Consider the following 18,377-nt stretch of genomic DNA (forward strand, 5'->3'; position numbering starts at 1 on the left):
TGGGCATTTTTATAAATTATTGCTACAATAGACCCATGGAAAATTTATTTGAAAAATATCAGGCTGTGCCAGAAAAGTTATTAGCATACGGTTTTACGAAAGAAGTGGACATTTATGTCTATCAAACGACAATTATGGCTGGTGATTTTGAGCTATGCGTGCAAGTGAAAAATAATCGTGTGACTTACCAGCTTTTTGATCTGGATACGGGTGATGAATATATTCAAGTGCATCAAGCTAGCATGATGGGAAAATTTGTTGGGCAAGTACGAGCAGCATGCACAGAGGTGCTTTTGGATATTCGAGAATCATGTTTTGAAGCGGCTGGTTTTCTTAATGAGCAAAGCCATCGTTTAGTGGATTATGTGGCGCAAACCTATCAAGGGCGGATGGAATATTTATGGAAAAATTCTTCCAAAAATCGGGCAAATCATACGGGAGTTTTTCGTCATCAACACAGTAAAAAATGGTATGGTCTGTTTATGACCATTGATTGGTCAAAACTTAATCCTGCACGAACAGGAAAGGTTGAGGTGATCAATGTCAAGAGTGATCGTGTAGTGGACTTGGTCAAACAGTCAGGTATTTATCCAGCCTATCACATGAATAAAAAATACTGGCTTAGCTTGCCTTTGGACGGCGGTTTGGCAGATGAGCAAATTCAATCTTTGCTGGATCATGGTTTTCAACTTACGAAAAGTTCGTCAGATGAGTAACTGACGAACCTTTTTTAAATGATCGGCAAAATTAGTACTGTAAGGTAGATAAGCATAGTCGTAGGGACAAGGATTTAAATAACTACTTTCAAAAAAATTTAGTGGTAAATAGCTATGTTTAAGTTGAGGGATTTTTGTTTGTCCTCGTAAATCCAGCAAAATTCCGCGACTAGATAGATGATATGGTAGGGGCAATGGGGACTGTTTTAGAGCATTTTTTATAGATAGTTCCTGTTTTTCCTCCATTGATAAAAGTAGCTGGCGATTTTTGGCAAACATGAGATTGTCAATGTAAAGAGAGAGCGCTTTTTGCATAATGAGATTGTTGTCGTAATCCATGGCATTTTTGTAACGAATGAAAGGCTCTTTGATTGAAGAAGGGAGAACGCAGGCAGCTACGCGGAGGGCCGGAAAGAGAATGCTTGAAAAAGATTTAATATAAATCACACGATTTTGAGTGTCCAGATAATGTAAAGGAAGTTTTTTTTGACGATCGAAATCAGCCAGATAGTCGTCTTCAACAATGTAGACATTATAACGGTTTGCCAAGTTTAAAATATCCTCTTTTTCCTTACGACTAAGTGATTGTCCCAAAGGATTATGAAGGCGAGGAATCATATAAAAGAACTTGATTTCTTCTGTTTGGAAAATTTCTTCTAAGGCCGCTAAATGAATACCTTCGGGTGTCCGTTCAATGCTAGCGTAGGGCAGATGTTGGGATTGGACAAGTTCATTCATGCGACTGTATGTCGGTTGTTCCACTAAAATTTTTTCGCGACCATTTGGAAAATCAATCTGTGAGAGAATTGAGAGGGCCTGTTGGGTGCCTGATGTGATAACAATATTGTTTAGTTGAGTATAGACGGCACTATCTGTGAGAAGTTTTTGGACAGACTGTTGCAATTCTTCCAGACCTTCCTGTCGATGGTAGTAATTGAAAAGGTAATTTTCACGACCAATTAGAGTTTCATTGACACAGAGACGGAAGTCTTCATAGGCCTGCTCATGGCCATCTGTTATGAGAACTTCCAAATCTTGATATTCGTTTTCGTCGCCTAAAACATAATAGCCACTTTTAGGTTTGGCGTAAATGATATGCTGAAATTTCAGCTCCAACAAGGCTCTTTGTACAGTGTCTTTGTTGCAGGAATATTGAGCGCTTAGTGTCCGAATGGATGGTAATTTTTCTCCTCGTTGCAGTTTACCAATTTTTATTTGTTTTTCAATATCTGAAATGATTTGTTGGTATTTGTTCATGTGTCCCCCGACAGATTTTTCTCCATTGTACCGCAAATATTGGAAAATGAAAAGAAAAATGAAGGTGAAACGAATTTTTCACCTTCATTTTACAACATGCAGTAAACGATGCCAATATATTGCAGAGCCGAAGCTGCCATGATAAATAAGTGCCAAATCATATGGAAGTAGGGTTTCTTTTTGGCATAGAAAAGTGCACCGATGGTGTAGCAGAGCCCGCCTGCCAACATTAGACCCCAAAAGGTAGGAGTGGTTTGCTGGAGCAAGGCAGGAAGGATAAAGATTACCAGCCAGCCCATAAGTAGATAGAGAAAGAGGCTAAATTTTTCATTGATTTTCTTGGCAAAAATTTTATAGAGAATACCGAAAATTGTCGTCCCCCATTGAAGGATAATAATAACATAACCCAGCCAGCCATGGACCAATGAGAGAGCAACAGGGGTGTAACTCCCTGCAATAGCAATGTAAATCATACTATGGTCAATAATTCGCAAGACATATTTGTGGGTTGAACCATAGGTCATAGAATGATAAATCGTAGATGACAGGAACATGAGAAAGAGGGAAATGACAAAGATTGACATGCCAACAGCCGCTTTCATACCATAGCTGTTATAGGCATGGATAGCAGTGATAGGGAGCAGTGCCAGCATAGCAGCAGCACCAACTGCATGAGTGACAGCATTTGCAACTTCTTCACCAAAACTGAGTTTAATAGATAATTTAGCTGTTTGATTCATGAGAAACCTCACTTTCTAATTGTGAGAGGAGTTGACGTGTCTGATAGTAAGTTTTTAGCGTGTGACAAGCAGAAAGAATGAGTTCGGGTATATCCGCATTTTCTTCATTCATGGCACTGACAAAGCTATTGTAAAGTTGTTCGGGAGGTAATTCCAGCTTTTCGATAGCTGTCCAGATGTCTTGAATAGAAAAGACGGGCTTTAAGCTAGTAATAGCTAGCAAGCGAGCCACTTGTAAAGAGTTATACTTTTTTTTGATGGGTTTAGGAATATAACCGTGTTTAACGTAATTATTGACCATTGAGGCTGTTAAGGTTACTTGAGGTTGATCAGTTGCTGCTAATATAGTCTGGTTAACATAACTCAGAACTTGGTCAAGATAGAGATCCAGCTGAGGTAGATTCTCCCATTTTGGAAAAGATGATTTCATATTTTCAACTTTCTTTCATCTAGTTTTTATAACTAGATTATAAAATATTAAAGATTAAATGTCAACTATTTATCTGAGATATGTTACAATGAAAATATGAAAATTTTAATTCCAACCGCAAAAGAAATGAATTTGGAGAGAGAAGTTGTAGATTCAGCCCCTCTTTCGGACAATAGCAGAGCTGTTCTGGCGGCTTTGAGGGCTTATTCCAGTCATGAACTTGCCCAACTTTACAAGGTCAGCCCAGAAAAAGCCCAGCAAGAATATAAAAACATTGAAAAATTAGCAAAAGGTCAGGCTGCCAGCTACCCAGCTCTTTATCTGTTTGACGGACTCATGTACCGCCATATCAAGCGGGACAATTTGACGGCAGCAGAGGAAGATTATCTGCGCCAGCATATTCTCATCACTTCCAGTCTCTATGGTGTCATTCCAGCCCTATCGCCTATTTCGCCTCACCGTTTGGACTTTATGGTCAAGCTGCAAGTGGCTGGGCAAAGCCTCAAGAAATTTTGGCAAAAGCCTTACGCGCAAGCGGTGGCAGGAGAAGACTGGCTGCTTTCTCTCTTATCCAGCGAGTTTGAGACCGTTTTTCCAAAGGCTATTCGCGATAAGATGATTCGGGTTAAGTTTTTAGAGGAAAAGGCAGGGGTCTTGAAAGTGCATTCGACCATTTCCAAAAAAGCGCGCGGACAATTTTTGACGGCTCTAATGGAGAAGAATATTACCAGCCTCGAGCAGATGAAACAACTAGAATTTACTGGTTTTTTCTATCGTCCAGACCTTTCTAGTGAGACAGAACTTGTATTTGTTAAGAAAAAATAGAAAAGCGACCATTGGTCGCTTTTTGTTGGTAGGATAAACAGATTTATTATTTTGCTTCAGTAGCTGAAATTAAAGCATCTGCCTGTGCTTGCAATTCAGCGAATTTGTCTTCGGCAACAGCCAATTTTCCGTCGCCCCATGCTTCTGGATTGATACTAACGCCCGTGAATGGCTCAACAACATTGGTACGGATGAATGGAAGCAAGCCGCGGTAGTACTTGAAGACTTCGTCTGGAGAAGCTCCGTTTGCGACTGAGGATACAGTGACCAATTTTCCGTTCAAGGCAGAAGGGCCAGTTGGGTCTGAAAGATCAAGAGCGCGAGACAACCAGTCAAGCAAGTTTTTCATTACGCCTGGGATAGACCAGTTGTAAACGGGTGAGAAAATCCAGATTGCGTCAGCAGCCAAGATTTCTTCGCGAGCTTTGGCAACAGCAGCTGGAGCCGGGCTTTCAAGGTCTTGGTTGAAGAAAGGCACTTGACTGTAGTCAAGATAAGAAACTTCCGCTTTGCCAGCAAGAGCTTTTTCAGCTTGCGCTGCTAATTGGTGGTTGAATGAGCCTTGGCGGAATGAACCGACGATAAATAATACTTTAGACATAAGAGTCTCCATTTCTTTTTTGTTGTATGCATATATGTTACAACAATTATCACTAGTTAGCAACAATTTAGCTCAAATTTTTAAATTTCTTTAAAATACGGATTAAATCTTCCTTATCCTGCTCGTTCAAAATTCCCAAAACATGCGAAATATTTTCTATGTGATAGGGAAGAACTTCCTCAATTTTTTGGCGTCCTAATGGAGTAAGTCCGATAAGAAAAGAACGCCGATCACTAGGATCGCAAGTTTTAAAAATCCAACCGTCTCTTACCATATTTTTGATAACGACAGTCATATTGCCAGAAGTAGCAAGCATTTTGTCAATGAGGTCTTGAATGCGAAGGTTGCCTTTGCTGTACAAAGTTTCGAGCACAGAGAACTGAGTAGGTGTTAATCCATGCTCTTTAATAACTAGATTTTCGTGTGTACTCACGGTTCGGGAAGCTTTATGGAGGACAATAGCTGTTTTGAGTGATAGCTGGTTTTGGTTTAGAAGTTCATTCATCATTTTCATAATGATATTTTATCACGATATAGTAAAAAAGCAAGAGCAAGAAAAATTCTAGTAAAGTAGGAGAATTTTTGGTATAATGATTGGGTGAAAAATAGAAGAAATAAAACTCCAAAGAGCTTGTTTTGGCAGTTAAGTATGGGCTCGGCCTTGCTATTGTTGTCTTTGATTATATCATTGGGAGTGATTGTCTATCTGGCTCAACTTCCTTATGCGGCGGCAAGGCAGGAAATAACTCGGATTGCGGGAAAAGAAGCAGGTATTAAGACGATAGAAAGTATTGATTTTTTCAATGCAAAGGAGAGCTATACTAGTTTGATTGGCAAAAATGTGAAGGGGCATGAAAAGGCTGTTCTTTTGGACAAAAAACAGCAGCAGGTTTACATTTATGATTTGAAGCAAGGACTCAGCCAAAAAGAGGCAGAAAAGATTGCGCATACTAAGGGTGTTAAGCAAATTGATAAGGTAACTTTTGGTCGCTTGAATGACAAGCCGGTTTGGGAAGTCAAATCGGGTGTTCACTATTATATCGTTAATTTTGAAAAGGCCATTACTTCGAAAGAGGAGGAATAATGAACTTAAAATTATCAAATCGCGTTTTAAATATGGAAGAAAGTGTGACCTTGGCGGCAGGAGCACGGGCCAAAGCTTTGAAAGCTCAAGGGCGAGACATTCTTTCGCTGACCTTGGGAGAGCCTGATTTTCTGACGCCTGAAAATATTCGCCATGCGGCAGTGCAGGCAATCGAAGACGGGCGAGCTAGTTTTTATACGGTGACCAGCGGTCTGCCTGAGTTGAAAGCTGCTATCGTTGATTATTTTGCCAAATACTATGGCTATCAGATTGAGCCCAATCAAGTGACGGTGGGGACAGGAGCTAAATTTTCTCTCTACACCTTCTTTATGAGCGTTATCAATCCTCTGGACGAAGTGATTATTCCGACGCCTTACTGGGTCAGCTATGCCGACCAGATTAAAATGGCGGAAGGGCAGCCAGTCTTTGTGGAAGCAAAGGAAGCCAATCGATTCAAAATAACGGTCGAGCAGCTGGAAGCTGCGCGGACGGACAAGACCAAGGTCTTGGTGCTCAATTCACCGTCTAATCCGACAGGTATGATTTATACGGCAGAGGAATTGCTGGCGATTGGAAATTGGGCAGTGGAGCATGATATTCTTATTTTGGCCGACGATATTTACGGTCGCTTGGTTTATAATGGCAATCAATTTACGCCGATTTCTAGTCTGTCGGAGGCAATTCGTAAGCAGACGATTGTCGTCAATGGTGTGTCCAAGACCTATTCTATGACTGGTTGGCGGATTGGTTACGCGGTTGGCGATGCGGAGATTATTGCAGCCATGACTAAGGTAGCAGGGCAAACGACTTCCAATCCGACAGCGGCAGCCCAATACGCTGCCATTGAAGCACTAGCTGGCTCACAAGATACCGTTGAGACCATGCGTCAAGCCTTTGAGAAGCGCCTCAATACCATTTATCCTTTGCTGGCTGAAGTACCGGGCTTTGAAGTGGTCAAGCCGCAGGGAGCCTTCTACCTGTTCCCAAATGTCAAAAAAGCCATGGAAATGAAAGGCTATACGGATGTGACCGACTTTACGACGGCTATTTTGGAAGAAGTGGGTGTTGCCTTGGTGACGGGTGCCGGCTTTGGCGCGCCAGAAAATGTGCGGCTCAGCTATGCGACCGACCTTGATACACTCAAGGAAGCGGTAGAGCGCCTCAAAAAATTTATGGAAAATTAAAGAGAAAAGAGAAAAAACGTGTCGAAAAAATACATTTCAATCATTGATGTCAAAGACCATGTCGGTCAAGAAATTACCATTGGCGCTTGGGTCGCCAATAAATCTGGCAAGGGCAAAATCGCTTTCTTGCAGCTGCGCGACGGAACGGCTTTCTTTCAAGCAGTCGCTTTTAAGCCCAACTTTATCGAAAAATTTGGCGAAGAAGAAGGCTTGGCAAAATTTGATACTATTAAAAAATTGAGCCAAGAAACTTCTGTCTTGGTGAAAGGAATTGTCAAGGAAGACGAGCGCTCTAAATTTGGCTACGAGCTGGATGTGACGGATCTTGAGGTCATTGGCGAGTCGACCGACTATCCGATTACGCCTAAGGAGCACGGGACGGACTTCCTCATGGATCACCGTCATCTGTGGCTGCGTTCGCGCAAGCAAATGGCTATGATGCAGATTCGTAATGCCCTGATTTATGCTTCTTACGAGTTTTTTGACCAAAATGGCTTTATCAAGTTTGATAGCCCGATTTTGTCTGGCAATGCTGCTGAAAATACGACAGAGCTTTTTGAGACCGACTATTTTGGCAATCCTGCCTTTCTCAGTCAATCAGGTCAGCTTTATCTAGAAGCGGGCGCTATGGCGCTAGGGCGGGTTTTCGACTTCGGACCTGTTTTCCGCGCTGAAAAATCCAAAACGCGTCGCCACTTGACCGAATTTTGGATGATGGACGCAGAGTATCCTTTTGTCACACATGACGAGTCTTTGGATTTGCAAGAAGCCTATGTCAAAGCCTTGATTCAGGGTGTGCTTGACCGTGCGCCACAAGCCTTGGACATCTTGGAACGCAACACGGACTTACTCAAAACCTATCTTGAGCAGCCTTTCAAGCGTGTCTCTTACGATGAAGCCATTGATCTGCTTCAGGAGCATGAAAATGACGAAGATGCCGACTACGAGCATATTGAGCGCGGCGAGGATTTCGGTTCACCGCATGAGACTTGGATTTCTAATTATTTTGGTCTGCCGACCTTTATCGTTAATTACCCGGCAAGTTTCAAGGCTTTTTATATGAAGCCTGTGCCTGGCAATGAAGACCGCGTGCTCTGTGCCGATCTCCTTGCGCCAGAAGGTTATGGCGAGATTATCGGCGGCTCTGAACGGGAGACGGATTACGATAAATTGCTAGAAAAAATCAAGGAAAATGGGCTGGATCCTAAAGACTACGACTGGTATCTCCAGCTGCGCCAATACGGCTCTGTCCCTCACGCAGGCTTTGGGCTGGGCTTGGAGCGCATGGTGACCTTTGTAGCAGGTACCAAGCATATCCGCGAAGCCATTCCCTTCCCACGCATGCTGCACCGAATTAAACCATAAAAGAAAGAAAATCCTAAGTTTAGCTATTAAATTTGGGATTTTTTCATCTCTTGAAAGGAGATGAAAACAGATATTATTTGAGTAAAAATTATGGTATAATGAAGTAAATACTACTTCAAGGAGAATCAATATGGCACAAGCAATTCATACAGATAAAGCCCCTGCAGCAATCGGACCTTATGTACAAGGAAAAATCGTTGGAAATCTTTTATTTGCCAGTGGTCAAGTTCCACTATCGCCAGAGACTGGTGAGATTATAGGTGAAACGATTCAGGAGCAAACTAAACAAGTGTTGTCAAACATCAAAGCGATTTTAGAAGAAGCAGGGACGGATTTTGACCATGTTGTTAAGACAACTTGCTTCCTTAGTGACATGAATGATTTTGTGCCATTTAACGAAATCTACGCAACGGCCTTTACCAAGGAATTTCCAGCTCGCTCTGCGGTGGAAGTTGCTCGCCTGCCACGTGATGTTAAGGTCGAAATCGAAGTAATTGCAGAATTGAAATAAGTTGGACGCTTGTCTAACTATCCTAAGCTAGAAAAGAAAGGAGCTCTCATGGCAGAAGGGAAAATTCAATTAGTTGTGGTGACTGGAATGAGTGGGGCAGGAAAAACGGTAGCGATCCAATCTTTTGAAGATCTGGGTTATTTTACTATTGATAATATGCCGCCTGCTCTTGTCTCTAAATTTATCCAGCTGGTGCAAGGAACAAAGGACGACAATAAAATTGCTCTGGTCGTGGATATGAGGAGCAGGTCTTTCTTTTCTGAAATCCAAGATGTTCTAAATGAGCTTGAAGACAATGAAGACTTGGACTTTAAAATTCTCTTCTTAGATGCGGCAGATAAGGAATTGGTGGCACGTTATAAAGAAACGCGCCGTAGCCATCCGCTAGCAGCGGACGGACGGATTTTGGACGGTATTAAATTGGAGCGCGAACTCTTATCGCCCTTGAAAAATATCAGTCAGAATGTGGTTGATACAACAGAAATCACTCCACGAGAGCTTAGAAAGACGATTGCAGAACAATTTTCTGGCGACCAAGATCAGCAGTCTTTTCGGGTCGAAGTGGTGAGTTTTGGCTTTAAATACGGCTTGCCTCTTGATGCGGATCTGGTTTTTGATGTGCGTTTTTTGCCCAATCCATATTATAAACCTGAGTTGCGCAATCAGACAGGACTTGATCAACCGGTCTATGACTATGTTATGGAACATCAGGCGTCAGAGGAGTTTTATCAACATTTGCTGGCTTTAATTGAGCCAATTTTACCTGGGTACCAAAAAGAAGGAAAGTCTGTCTTGACGATTGCTGTTGGCTGTACTGGTGGCCAACACCGCAGTGTGGCATTTGCCCATCGTCTAGCTAATGATTTAGCAAAAAATTGGCCGATAAACGAAAGTCATCGAGACAAAGATCGTCGAAAGGAGACGGTGAATCGTTCATGAGAAAGCCTAAAATTACAGTTATTGGTGGCGGAACGGGAATCTCTGTGATTTTAAACAGTCTGCGCAAAAAAGATGTGGAGATTGCTGCTATTGTGACGGTAGCCGATGATGGGGGAAGTTCTGGCGAGTTGCGTAAAAACATGCAACAGCTAACTCCACCAGGAGATTTACGAAATGTTCTTGTCGCTTTGTCTGACATGCCTCGTTTTTACGAGCGAGTTTTTCAATATCGCTTTGCTGACGAAGATGGTCCACTAGCTGGTCATCCGCTAGGAAATCTCATCATAGCTGGGATTTCTGAAATGCAGGGCTCAACCTACAATGCCATGCAACTCTTGACGAAATTTTTCCATACGACTGGTAAAATTTATCCGTCAAGTGATGATCCCTTGACGCTACACGCTGTTTTTACTGATGGTATTGAAGTGGCGGGTGAGAGCCATATTGCTGAGCATGAAGGCATGATTGATCACGTTTATGTGACAAAGACATTAGACGGTGGGAAGCCTGAAGCGAGCCGTAAGGTAGTGCAAACGATTATGGAAAGTGATATGGTGGTGCTAGGTCCGGGATCTCTGTTCACCTCCATTTTACCCAATCTGGTCATAGAAGAAATCGGCCAAGCACTGCTAGAGACAGAAGCCGAGGTGGCTTACGTTTGCAATATCATGACTCAACGTGGGGAAACGGAGCATTTCAGTGATAGCGACCATGTGGCGGTACTTCAGAGTCACCTAGGGCGACCCTTTATTGATACCGTTTTGGTCAATATCGAACAGGTACCAAAAGAATATATGAATAGCAATCAATTTGATGAATACTTGGTTCAGGTTGAACATGATTTTGTTGGGCTTTCTGCACTGGTGCCACGCGTTATCTCGTCAAATTTCCTACGTTTGGAGAATGGCGGAGCCTTTCATGATGGGGATTTGCTGGCTGATGAGCTTATGCAGATTATCAAGGTGCGCAAATGAGTTTTACCATCCAAGTTAAAGAAGAACTCCTAGGGATTAATCAACCGCAAAAGAGTGAGTTGGCAGCGATTATCAAGTTGTCAGGCAGTCTTGGGATTGCTACGGCTGGTTTGAATTTATCTGTTACGACAGAAAATGCCAAAATTGCTCGTCACATCTACGAATTGCTGTTACACTTTTATCAAGTGAAAGCCGAAATTCGCCATCATCAGAAAACAAATTTACGAAAAAATCGGGTCTATACTGTTTTTTTAGACAATGGTGTAGAGGAGATCTTGGCGGATTTACAGTTGGCAGATTCTTTTTTTGGAATTGAAACAGGGATCTCCGAGCAGATTTTAGCTGACGAAGAAGCCAGCAGAGCCTATCTGCGGGGAGCTTTTCTCTCAAATGGCAGCATTCGTGATCCAGAATCGGGTCGCTATCAGCTAGAAATCGTCTCTGTCTATCTGGACCACGCCGAGGACTTGGCTAGCTTGATGCAGCATTTTCTTCTACCAGCAAAGACAATTGAGCGTAAGCGTGGTGCAGTGACCTATCTCCAACGTGCAGAAGATATCATGGATTTTCTCATCGTAATCGGTGCGATGGAGGGGATGCAGACCTTTGAAGGAATCAAACTTTTGCGTGAAACCCGCAACGACCTTAACCGTGCAAACAATGCTGAAACTGCCAATATTGCGCGCACAGTTGCTGCAAGTGTGAAGATTATTCACAATATAGCCAAGATTAGAGATAGTATCGGTCTAGAAAGTCTGCCGCTAGATTTGCAGGAAGTTGCACATCTACGCCTGCAGCACCCTGACTATTCTATTCAGCAGTTGGCCGATAGCTTGACAAAGCCTCTGACCAAGAGTGGTGTCAATCACCGCCTGCGTAAAATTAATAAGATTGCAGAAGAATTATAAAACCTCAGATTTTATTTGATCTGAGGTTTTTGTGTATAACATTAAAATGATCTGAATCTATTTGCGGAAGAACTTATCTGAGTTTATAGACTTGTTGAATGTTTCGGCTGAACTTTTTGGTCTGGGTAAATGTAGTTCATGGCATTGTTGACAGCGGTAGGAGCTTCACCTAAACCTGTCGCTATTAAATCAACCTTGCCCTCGTAACTGCAACAATCGCCAATTGCATAAATGCCTACGAGAGAGCTTTCTTGCTTACTATTTACAATGATTTTGTGGCGATTTAGCTCCAGCCCCCAATTTTTGAGATTGCCAACAGACGACTTAAAGCCGTAATTGACAAAGAGATGGTCGAGCGGAATCAGTTCTGTTTCTTGGCTTTTCACTTTTGAGATTTCTAGGTGGGTCAAATGCCCGTTTGCGCCGATTAGTTTGCTTGGCACATAAGGAGTTTTAATGCTTACATTAGAATTTTTTAGCTCGGAAACGCTGTGCTCCAGAGCACGGAAATTGTCTCTCCGGTGGATGATAGTGGTTGGTGCGATCTTTTCAAAAGCGAGCGACCAATCGACAGCAGAGTCGCCACCACCTAGCACAACAACTTGTTTATCTGCATATTGTTGGATATTGGCTACGTGATAGTGAATATTGTCAAATTCCTCAGCGCCTTCTAGTTCCAAAGCGCGTGGTTTAAAGGCGCCACCACCCATAGCGATAATGATCGTTTTTGACTGATGTTGCCCTTTATTTGTCTTAATAGTGAAAAGATCATTTTTTTTGACGATGTCTTCTGCCGTTTCATTGAGGCAAATATCCGTTTCAAAGGTCTCCAACTGCTCAATCAAACGATTAGTTAGTTCTTCGCCAGTCAGATTGATAAAGGCTGGAACATCAAGTATTTTCTTTTCAGGATAGAGAATAGCGGGTTGTCCGCCAAGCTGTGGAAGAGAATCAATCAGTTTGACACGAGCTTTTCGCATATGAGCATAAAAGGCTGCAAAAAGTCCAACAGGACCGCCACCAATAATGGTAATATCATAAATTTCAGACATGAATTTCTCCTCGGTTAAAATAAAACTATTTCTAGTCTATCATATTTTGAGGCAAATGGCATGGTTTTGGAGAGGAAATTCTATTTTCTCTGATTGATTTGACATTTTTTGAAAGTTTTTGATAGAAAATGCTTGACTTTTATCTAAAACTGAGTATAATGAAAACTGTAAACGATTGCAGGGAGGTGTTATTATCTTAAAATCAGAGCGTAAGCAGGTGATTTTGGATACCGTTAACCGTGACCGCATTGTATCTCTGGAAAGTTTGGTACAGATGCTTTCGACCTCTGAATCCACCGTTCGTAGGGATTTGGATGAACTTGAGAGTGAACATAAACTTCGTCGAGTTCATGGTGGTGCAGAAAGTTTGCAGCCGCTTCAGGCTGAAGAAACCAATCAGCAAAAATCTATCAAAAACGTTCAAGAAAAACTTCGTGTTGCACGAAAAGCAGCGACTTATATTCAGGATTATGATGTGATTTTTATTGATGCTGGAACAACCAATGAGCTGTTAGTTAATGAGATTCAGGCACAAAAGGTAACGGTTGTCACTAATTCTATTCACCATGCGACTCAACTTGTTGAGCGAGGAATAGATACAGTTATTATCGGGGGGTTAGTTAAGAGCGCCACAGACGCAAGTATTGGGGGAGCAGCACTAAACCAGATTGGTCAACTGAATTTTGATAAGGCTTTTATCGGAATGAATGGAATTGATGAAGGTTTTTTCACTACTCCAGAAATGGAAGAAGGCGCGATTAAGCGAGCGATTTTAGAAAACGCCAAACAGACCTATGTGCTGGTGGATCATTCTAAAATTGGACAAACTTCTTTTGTTAAGGTGGCACCTGTTGCTAGAGCAAGTATCATTACCAATAAATCCGATGGAGAACTTATTAAAAAGCTAAAAGGAAAGACAGAGGTAATCGAGGCATGATTTATACAGTCACACTTAACCCTTCTATTGACTACATTGTCCGTCTGGACGAGGTCAAGGTCGGTAGTGTAAATCGCATGGACAGCGATGATAAATTTGCCGGCGGCAAGGGTATCAACGTTAGTCGGGTGCTCAAGCGCCTAGGCATTGACAGTACAGCGACTGGTTTTATCGGTGGTTTTACTGGTAAGTTTATTACAGATATTCTTGAAAGTGAGAAAATTGCAACGAATTTTGTTCAAGTAGCAGAAGATACGCGTATCAATGTCAAGATTAAGGCGGATGCAGAAACGGAAATCAATGGCACAGGGCCAACGATTGCTCCTGAAAATTTGGCGGATTTGGAAAGCATTCTTTCTTCCCTGACCGCAGAAGACACCGTCGTTTTTGCTGGCAGCAGTCCTAAAAATTTGGGCAACGCTATCTACAAGGAGCTCATCGGTTTGGCTCGTAAGACAGGGGCGCAGGTTGTCTGCGACTTTGAGGGACAGACACTTCTCGACTCTTTGGACTTCCAGCCGCTTTTAGTCAAACCAAATAATCATGAACTGGGCGATATTTTCGGTGTGACCCTGACAGACTTGCCAGACATCGAAAAATACGCGCGTCAGCTTTTGGACAAGGGAGCGCAGCAGGTCATTATTTCTATGGCGGGCGACGGGGCTCTTTTGGTCACTCGAGACGGCTCTTACTTCGCTAAACCTATCAAGGGCACAGTGAAAAATTCTGTCGGCGCTGGCGACTCCATGGTGGCTGGCTTTACAGGAGAATTGGTGCGGACAGGCGACGTCCTTTCAGCTTTCAAATGGGGAGTGGCTTGCGGAACGGCAACTACCTTCTCAGACGACTTAGCAAGCGCTGATTACATTAACGAAATTTATGGAAAAGTAGAGGTAGAAAAACTATGAAAATTCAAGACTTACTGAATAAGAATGTCATGATTTTAGATTTGCAGGCGACTGAAAAAATAGCTGCCATTGAAGAAATGATTCACAAACTGGTAGACCAAGGTGTGGTAACAGACTTTGAAGCTTTCAAAGAAGGAATTTTAGCACGTGAAGCCTTGACTTCAACGGGGCTCGGTGACGGGATTGCCATGCCCCACAGCAAAAATGCAGCGGTTAAAGAAGCGACAGTTCTCTTTGCTAAGTCAAACAAGGGTGTGGACTATGAGAGTTTGGACGGTCAACCAACTGACCTTTTCTTCATGATTGCAGCGCCAGAAGGTGCCAACGATACGCACTTGGCAGCCTTGGCTGAGTTGTCCCAATACTTGATGAAAGATGGCTTTGCTGATAAATTGCGCCAAGTGACTTCTCCTGACGAAGTGTTTGCGCTCTTTGACAGTGCTGAAGAAAAAGCAGAAGAGCCCGCAACTGTTGAGCCTGCTGCTGAGGGGAGCGACTTCCTCGTTGCAGTTACTGCTTGTACGACAGGGATTGCCCATACTTATATGGCACAAGAAGCCTTGCAAAAAGTGGCTGCTGAGCTGGGCGTTGGTATCAAGGTCGAAACCAACGGTGCCAGCGGTATTGGCAACAAACTGACAGCAGAAGACATCGCTAGGGCCAAAGGTGTTATCGTTGCGGCTGACAAGGCAGTGGAAATGGAACGCTTTGACGGTAAACCATTGGTACAGCGCCCTGTTGCAGACGGTATCAGAAAGACAGAAGAGTTGATTAACTTAGCTCTTTCTGGCCAAGCACCAATTTATCATGCCAGCCACAAGGGAGAAGCTGCTTCAACGACTTCTTCAGCTGGTGCAGGTCTTTACAAGCACTTGATGAGCGGTGTCAGTCAAATGTTGCCATTCGTTATCGGTGGCGGTATCTTGATTGCTCTTGCTTTCCTCTTTGACCAATTTATGGGTGTGCCACAAGACCAGTTGGCTCAGCTAGGTAGTTACCACGAAATTGCAGCCCTCTTTAAGAGCATTGGTGGCGCAGCCTTTGGCTTTATGCTTCCAGTTCTTGCGGGTTACATTGCTTACTCAATCGCTGAAAAACCAGGTCTTGCTCCTGGATTTGTGGCAGGTGCTCTAGCAGCGTCAGGTGCGGCTTTTGGTAAAGTTCCTTTTGCTTCAGGAGGAAAAGAAACTTTAGCTTTGGTTGGTATTCCGTCCGGTTTCCTTGGAGCTCTTGTTGGTGGTTTCCTGGCTGGTTATGCGGTTAATTTCCTTAAGAAAGCCCTCAAAGGCTTGCCAAAATCGCTGGAAGGTATCAAATCAATCCTGCTCTATCCACTTCTTGGTACAGCAGTGACAGGCTTCCTTATGCTTGCGGTCAATATTCCAATGGCTGCAATCAATACTGGCTTGAACGGTTTCCTTGAAGGCCTAAGCGGAACATCAGCTGTCCTTTTGGGACTGGTCGTTGGTGGAATGATGGCAATCGACATGGGTGGACCTTTCAACAAGGCGGCCTACATCTTTGGTACAGGTACCTTGGCAGCGACTGTCTCAACGGGTGGTTCAGTCGTTATGGCAGCCGTTATGGCAGGTGGTATGGTTCCTCCGCTCGCGGTCTTTGTCGCAACTCTGCTCTTTAGAAATAAATTCACCGAAGAAGAACGCAACTCAGGTATTACCAATATTGTTATGGGTCTGTCCTTCATTACAGAAGGTGCTATTCCATTTGGTGCTGCTGACCCAGCGCGCGCCATTCCAAGTTTTGTCGCAGGTTCTGCTCTTACAGGTGCCTTGGTCGGTCTGGCAGGTATCAAGCTCATGGCGCCACACGGTGGTATCTTCGTTATTGGTCTAACAACCAATCCGCTTCTTTACCTGCTCTTTGTTCTAGTCGGAGCAGTAGTCAGCGGTATCCTCTTTGGAGCACTTCGTAAACCATTGAAATAATTAATCAAATCGTCTCGTAAGAGGCGATTTTTTTGTCTGGCTTTGGTTTTCTAGGCTTCATAAATATGGTATAATGGAGAGAATACACAAAGGAATAGAAACACTGATGAATATTGAAGATTTTAGAAAACGACAGGAGAAAATCCGTAATTTCTCCATTATTGCCCATATTGACCACGGAAAATCAACCTTGGCAGACCGCATTTTGGAGGCGACCGAAACAGTGTCTAGCCGCGAAATGCAGGCGCAGCTCCTCGACAGTATGGACTTGGAGCGCGAACGTGGCATTACCATTAAGCTCAACGCTATCGAGCTCAATTATAAGGCCAAAGACGGTGAAACCTACATTTTCCACCTGATTGATACGCCGGGGCATGTGGATTTTACCTATGAAGTGTCGCGCTCGCTAGCTGCCTGCGAAGGGGCGGTCTTGGTCGTTGACGCAGCGCAAGGGATTGAGGCGCAGACCTTGGCTAATGTCTATCTGGCGCTGGATAACGATTTGGAAATCCTGCCAGTCATCAATAAAATCGACCTGCCAGCGGCAGACCCAGAGCGTGTGCGGACAGAAATCGAAGACGTCATCGGGCTGGACGCTAGCGAAGCAGTGCTTGCCTCCGCCAAGTCTGGTATCGGAATTGAGGAGATTTTGGAGCAGATTGTGGAGAAGGTGCCTGCACCGACAGGAGATGTGGCAGCTCCGCTCAAAGCCTTGATTTTTGACTCGGTTTATGACAGCTACCGCGGTGTGATTTTGCAAGTCCGCGTCATGGACGGTCTTGTCAAGCCGGGCGATACGATTGAGCTCATGAGCAATGACAAGACTTTCGATGTGACCGAGGTTGGGATTTTTACGCCCAAGGCAGTGGGTCGTGATTATTTGGCGACGGGTGATGTCGGCTATATCGCAGCTTCTATCAAGACAGTGCAAGATACGCGGGTCGGAGATACCGTGACCTTGGCAAACAATCGAGCAGAGGAAGCTCTTCACGGCTACAAGCAGATGAATCCAATGGTTTTTGCCGGTCTCTACCCTATCGAGTCCAACAAATACAACGACCTGCGTGAGGCGCTGGAGAAATTGCAGCTCAACGATGCCAGTCTTCAATTCGAGCCTGAAACCTCGCAGGCGCTGGGCTTTGGTTTTCGTTGTGGTTTCTTGGGCTTGCTGCACATGGACGTTATTCAGGAACGTTTGGAACGCGAGTTTAATATCGACCTCATCATGACAGCGCCTAGCGTTATTTATCAGGTCAATCTGACCGACGGCGATAGCCTAGAAGTGTCCAATCCAAGCGAATTTCCGGACCCAACCAAGATTGATTCGATTGAGGAGCCTTATGTTAAGGCGCAGATTATGGTACCGCAGGAATTTGTCGGAGCCGTTATGGAATTAGCGCAGCGCAAGCGTGGCGATTTTGTGACTATGGATTATATCGATGAAAATCGGGTCAATGTCATCTACCAAATTCCGCTGGCAGAGATTGTTTTTGACTTCTTTGACAAACTCAAGTCTTCTACCCGCGGTTATGCTAGTTTTGATTATGAGATTTCCGAATACCGCAAGTCCAGTCTAGTCAAAATGGATATTTTGCTCAATGGTGACAAGGTCGATGCGCTTAGCTTCATTGTCCACAGAGAATTTGCCTATGAGCGCGGCAAGCTGATTGTTGAAAAATTGAAGAAAATCATTCCGCGCCAGCAATTTGAAGTGCCAATCCAAGCCGCTATCGGTCAAAAAATCGTGGCAAGAACGGACATCAAAGCCCTGCGCAAGAATGTCCTTGCCAAGTGTTATGGTGGTGACGTTTCCCGTAAGCGCAAGCTCCTCGAGAAGCAAAAAGCTGGTAAAAAGCGCATGAAAGCAATCGGTAGCGTCGAAGTACCACAAGAAGCCTTCCTCAGCGTCCTTTCCATGGATGAGGAGTAGGAAATGCGTGAAGGTGCAAGAGAGTATGAAACTGGGAGTGGGACAGAACTCATTCCTTAAAAGGAATAGT

Annotated in this window: 19 protein-coding genes; 13 read left to right on the forward strand and 6 right to left on the reverse strand. The window is 43.7% G+C overall.

What is annotated here, in order from left to right; all coding sequences use genetic code 11:
- Positions 1-35 precede the first annotated feature (35 nt).
- Positions 36-716 (forward strand): MmcQ/YjbR family DNA-binding protein, encoded by a 681-nt coding sequence (locus A3I3_RS0105370; RefSeq protein WP_018371709.1) that lies wholly within the window; start codon positions 36-38, stop codon positions 714-716.
- Here A3I3_RS0105370 and A3I3_RS0105375 read toward each other — a convergent pair.
- From A3I3_RS0105375 to A3I3_RS0105385, 3 genes are all read right to left on the reverse strand, one after another.
- Positions 705-1,973 (reverse strand): aminotransferase-like domain-containing protein, encoded by a 1,269-nt coding sequence (locus A3I3_RS0105375; RefSeq protein WP_018371710.1) that lies wholly within the window; start codon positions 1,971-1,973, stop codon positions 705-707. The genes A3I3_RS0105370 and A3I3_RS0105375 overlap by 12 nt on opposite strands.
- Before the next feature lie 89 nt (positions 1,974-2,062).
- Positions 2,063-2,713, reverse strand: a complete 651-nt coding sequence (gene trhA / locus A3I3_RS0105380) for a PAQR family membrane homeostasis protein TrhA (RefSeq protein ID WP_018371711.1) — start codon at positions 2,711-2,713, stop codon at positions 2,063-2,065.
- Positions 2,697-3,143, reverse strand: a complete 447-nt coding sequence (locus A3I3_RS0105385; protein ID WP_018371712.1) for a DUF1836 domain-containing protein — start codon at positions 3,141-3,143, stop codon at positions 2,697-2,699. The genes trhA and A3I3_RS0105385 overlap by 17 nt, the downstream gene beginning before the upstream one ends.
- Positions 3,144-3,239: 96 nt before the next feature.
- Here A3I3_RS0105385 and yaaA point away from each other — a divergent pair, with 96 nt between their 5' ends.
- Positions 3,240-3,968: a peroxide stress protein YaaA gene (gene yaaA / locus A3I3_RS0105390; RefSeq protein WP_018371713.1), complete on the forward strand. Its 729-nt coding sequence runs from the start codon at positions 3,240-3,242 to the stop codon at positions 3,966-3,968.
- 46 nt (positions 3,969-4,014) lie between these two features.
- On the opposite strand, the gene A3I3_RS0105395 is transcribed toward yaaA, so the two are convergent.
- Together A3I3_RS0105395 and A3I3_RS0105400 are read right to left on the reverse strand one after the other, a co-directional pair.
- On the reverse strand, positions 4,015-4,569 hold the full coding sequence (locus A3I3_RS0105395; RefSeq protein WP_018371714.1) for an NADPH-dependent FMN reductase: 555 nt from the start codon (positions 4,567-4,569) through the stop codon (positions 4,015-4,017).
- 67 nt (positions 4,570-4,636) lie between these two features.
- Positions 4,637-5,083 (reverse strand): MarR family winged helix-turn-helix transcriptional regulator, encoded by a 447-nt coding sequence (locus tag A3I3_RS0105400; protein ID WP_174222128.1) that lies wholly within the window; start codon positions 5,081-5,083, stop codon positions 4,637-4,639.
- An 84-nt stretch (positions 5,084-5,167) separates the two neighbouring features.
- On the opposite strand from A3I3_RS0105400, the gene A3I3_RS0105405 reads away from it, so the two are divergent.
- From A3I3_RS0105405 to whiA, 7 genes are all read left to right on the forward strand, one after another.
- Positions 5,168-5,653, forward strand: coding sequence for a cell wall elongation regulator TseB-like domain-containing protein (locus A3I3_RS0105405; RefSeq protein WP_018371716.1), 486 nt, complete (start codon positions 5,168-5,170; stop codon positions 5,651-5,653).
- The gene (locus A3I3_RS0105410; RefSeq protein WP_018371717.1) at positions 5,653-6,837 is read left to right on the forward strand and encodes a pyridoxal phosphate-dependent aminotransferase; all 1,185 of its coding nucleotides are present in this window, start codon (positions 5,653-5,655) and stop codon (positions 6,835-6,837) included. Before A3I3_RS0105405 ends, A3I3_RS0105410 begins: the two co-directional genes overlap by 1 nt.
- 18 nt (positions 6,838-6,855) lie before the next feature.
- A complete protein-coding gene (gene asnS, locus A3I3_RS0105415) occupies positions 6,856-8,202 on the forward strand; it encodes an asparagine--tRNA ligase (RefSeq protein ID WP_018371718.1) in 1,347 nt (448 codons plus the stop codon).
- Between the two features lie 130 nt (positions 8,203-8,332).
- Positions 8,333-8,713, forward strand: coding sequence for a RidA family protein (locus tag A3I3_RS0105420; protein WP_018371719.1), 381 nt, complete (start codon positions 8,333-8,335; stop codon positions 8,711-8,713).
- A gap of 48 nt (positions 8,714-8,761) precedes the next feature.
- Complete coding sequence (rapZ, locus tag A3I3_RS0105425) at positions 8,762-9,652, forward strand: RNase adapter RapZ (RefSeq protein ID WP_018371720.1); 891 nt, start codon at positions 8,762-8,764, stop codon at positions 9,650-9,652.
- Positions 9,649-10,626 carry a YvcK family protein gene (locus tag A3I3_RS0105430; RefSeq protein WP_018371721.1) on the forward strand — a complete coding sequence of 326 codons (978 nt, stop codon included), beginning with the start codon at positions 9,649-9,651 and terminating at the stop codon, positions 10,624-10,626. Before rapZ ends, A3I3_RS0105430 begins: the two co-directional genes overlap by 4 nt.
- Positions 10,623-11,534: a DNA-binding protein WhiA gene (whiA, locus tag A3I3_RS0105435; protein WP_018371722.1), complete on the forward strand. Its 912-nt coding sequence runs from the start codon at positions 10,623-10,625 to the stop codon at positions 11,532-11,534. The genes A3I3_RS0105430 and whiA overlap by 4 nt, the downstream gene beginning before the upstream one ends.
- An 83-nt stretch (positions 11,535-11,617) precedes the next feature.
- On the opposite strand, the gene A3I3_RS0105440 is transcribed toward whiA, so the two are convergent.
- Positions 11,618-12,586: an NAD(P)/FAD-dependent oxidoreductase gene (locus tag A3I3_RS0105440; RefSeq protein ID WP_018371723.1), complete on the reverse strand. Its 969-nt coding sequence runs from the start codon at positions 12,584-12,586 to the stop codon at positions 11,618-11,620.
- Positions 12,587-12,779: 193 nt separating this feature from the next.
- Between A3I3_RS0105440 and A3I3_RS0105445 the strand changes: the two genes are divergently transcribed.
- From A3I3_RS0105445 to lepA, 4 genes are all read left to right on the forward strand, one after another.
- Positions 12,780-13,523 carry a DeoR/GlpR family DNA-binding transcription regulator gene (locus tag A3I3_RS0105445; RefSeq protein WP_026129782.1) on the forward strand — a complete coding sequence of 248 codons (744 nt, stop codon included), beginning with the start codon at positions 12,780-12,782 and terminating at the stop codon, positions 13,521-13,523.
- Positions 13,520-14,431 (forward strand): 1-phosphofructokinase, encoded by a 912-nt coding sequence (gene pfkB, locus A3I3_RS0105450; RefSeq protein WP_018371725.1) that lies wholly within the window; start codon positions 13,520-13,522, stop codon positions 14,429-14,431. Before A3I3_RS0105445 ends, pfkB begins: the two co-directional genes overlap by 4 nt.
- Positions 14,428-16,377 (forward strand): PTS fructose transporter subunit IIABC, encoded by a 1,950-nt coding sequence (locus A3I3_RS0105455; RefSeq protein ID WP_018371726.1) that lies wholly within the window; start codon positions 14,428-14,430, stop codon positions 16,375-16,377. Before pfkB ends, A3I3_RS0105455 begins: the two co-directional genes overlap by 4 nt.
- A gap of 106 nt (positions 16,378-16,483) precedes the next feature.
- Positions 16,484-18,307: a translation elongation factor 4 gene (lepA, locus tag A3I3_RS0105460; protein WP_018371727.1), complete on the forward strand. Its 1,824-nt coding sequence runs from the start codon at positions 16,484-16,486 to the stop codon at positions 18,305-18,307.
- Positions 18,308-18,377: the final 70 nt, after the last annotated feature.

It is taken from the genome of Streptococcus massiliensis DSM 18628 (assembly GCF_000380065.1).
In the GTDB taxonomy this organism is placed as follows: Bacteria; Bacillota; Bacilli; order Lactobacillales; family Streptococcaceae; genus Streptococcus; species Streptococcus massiliensis.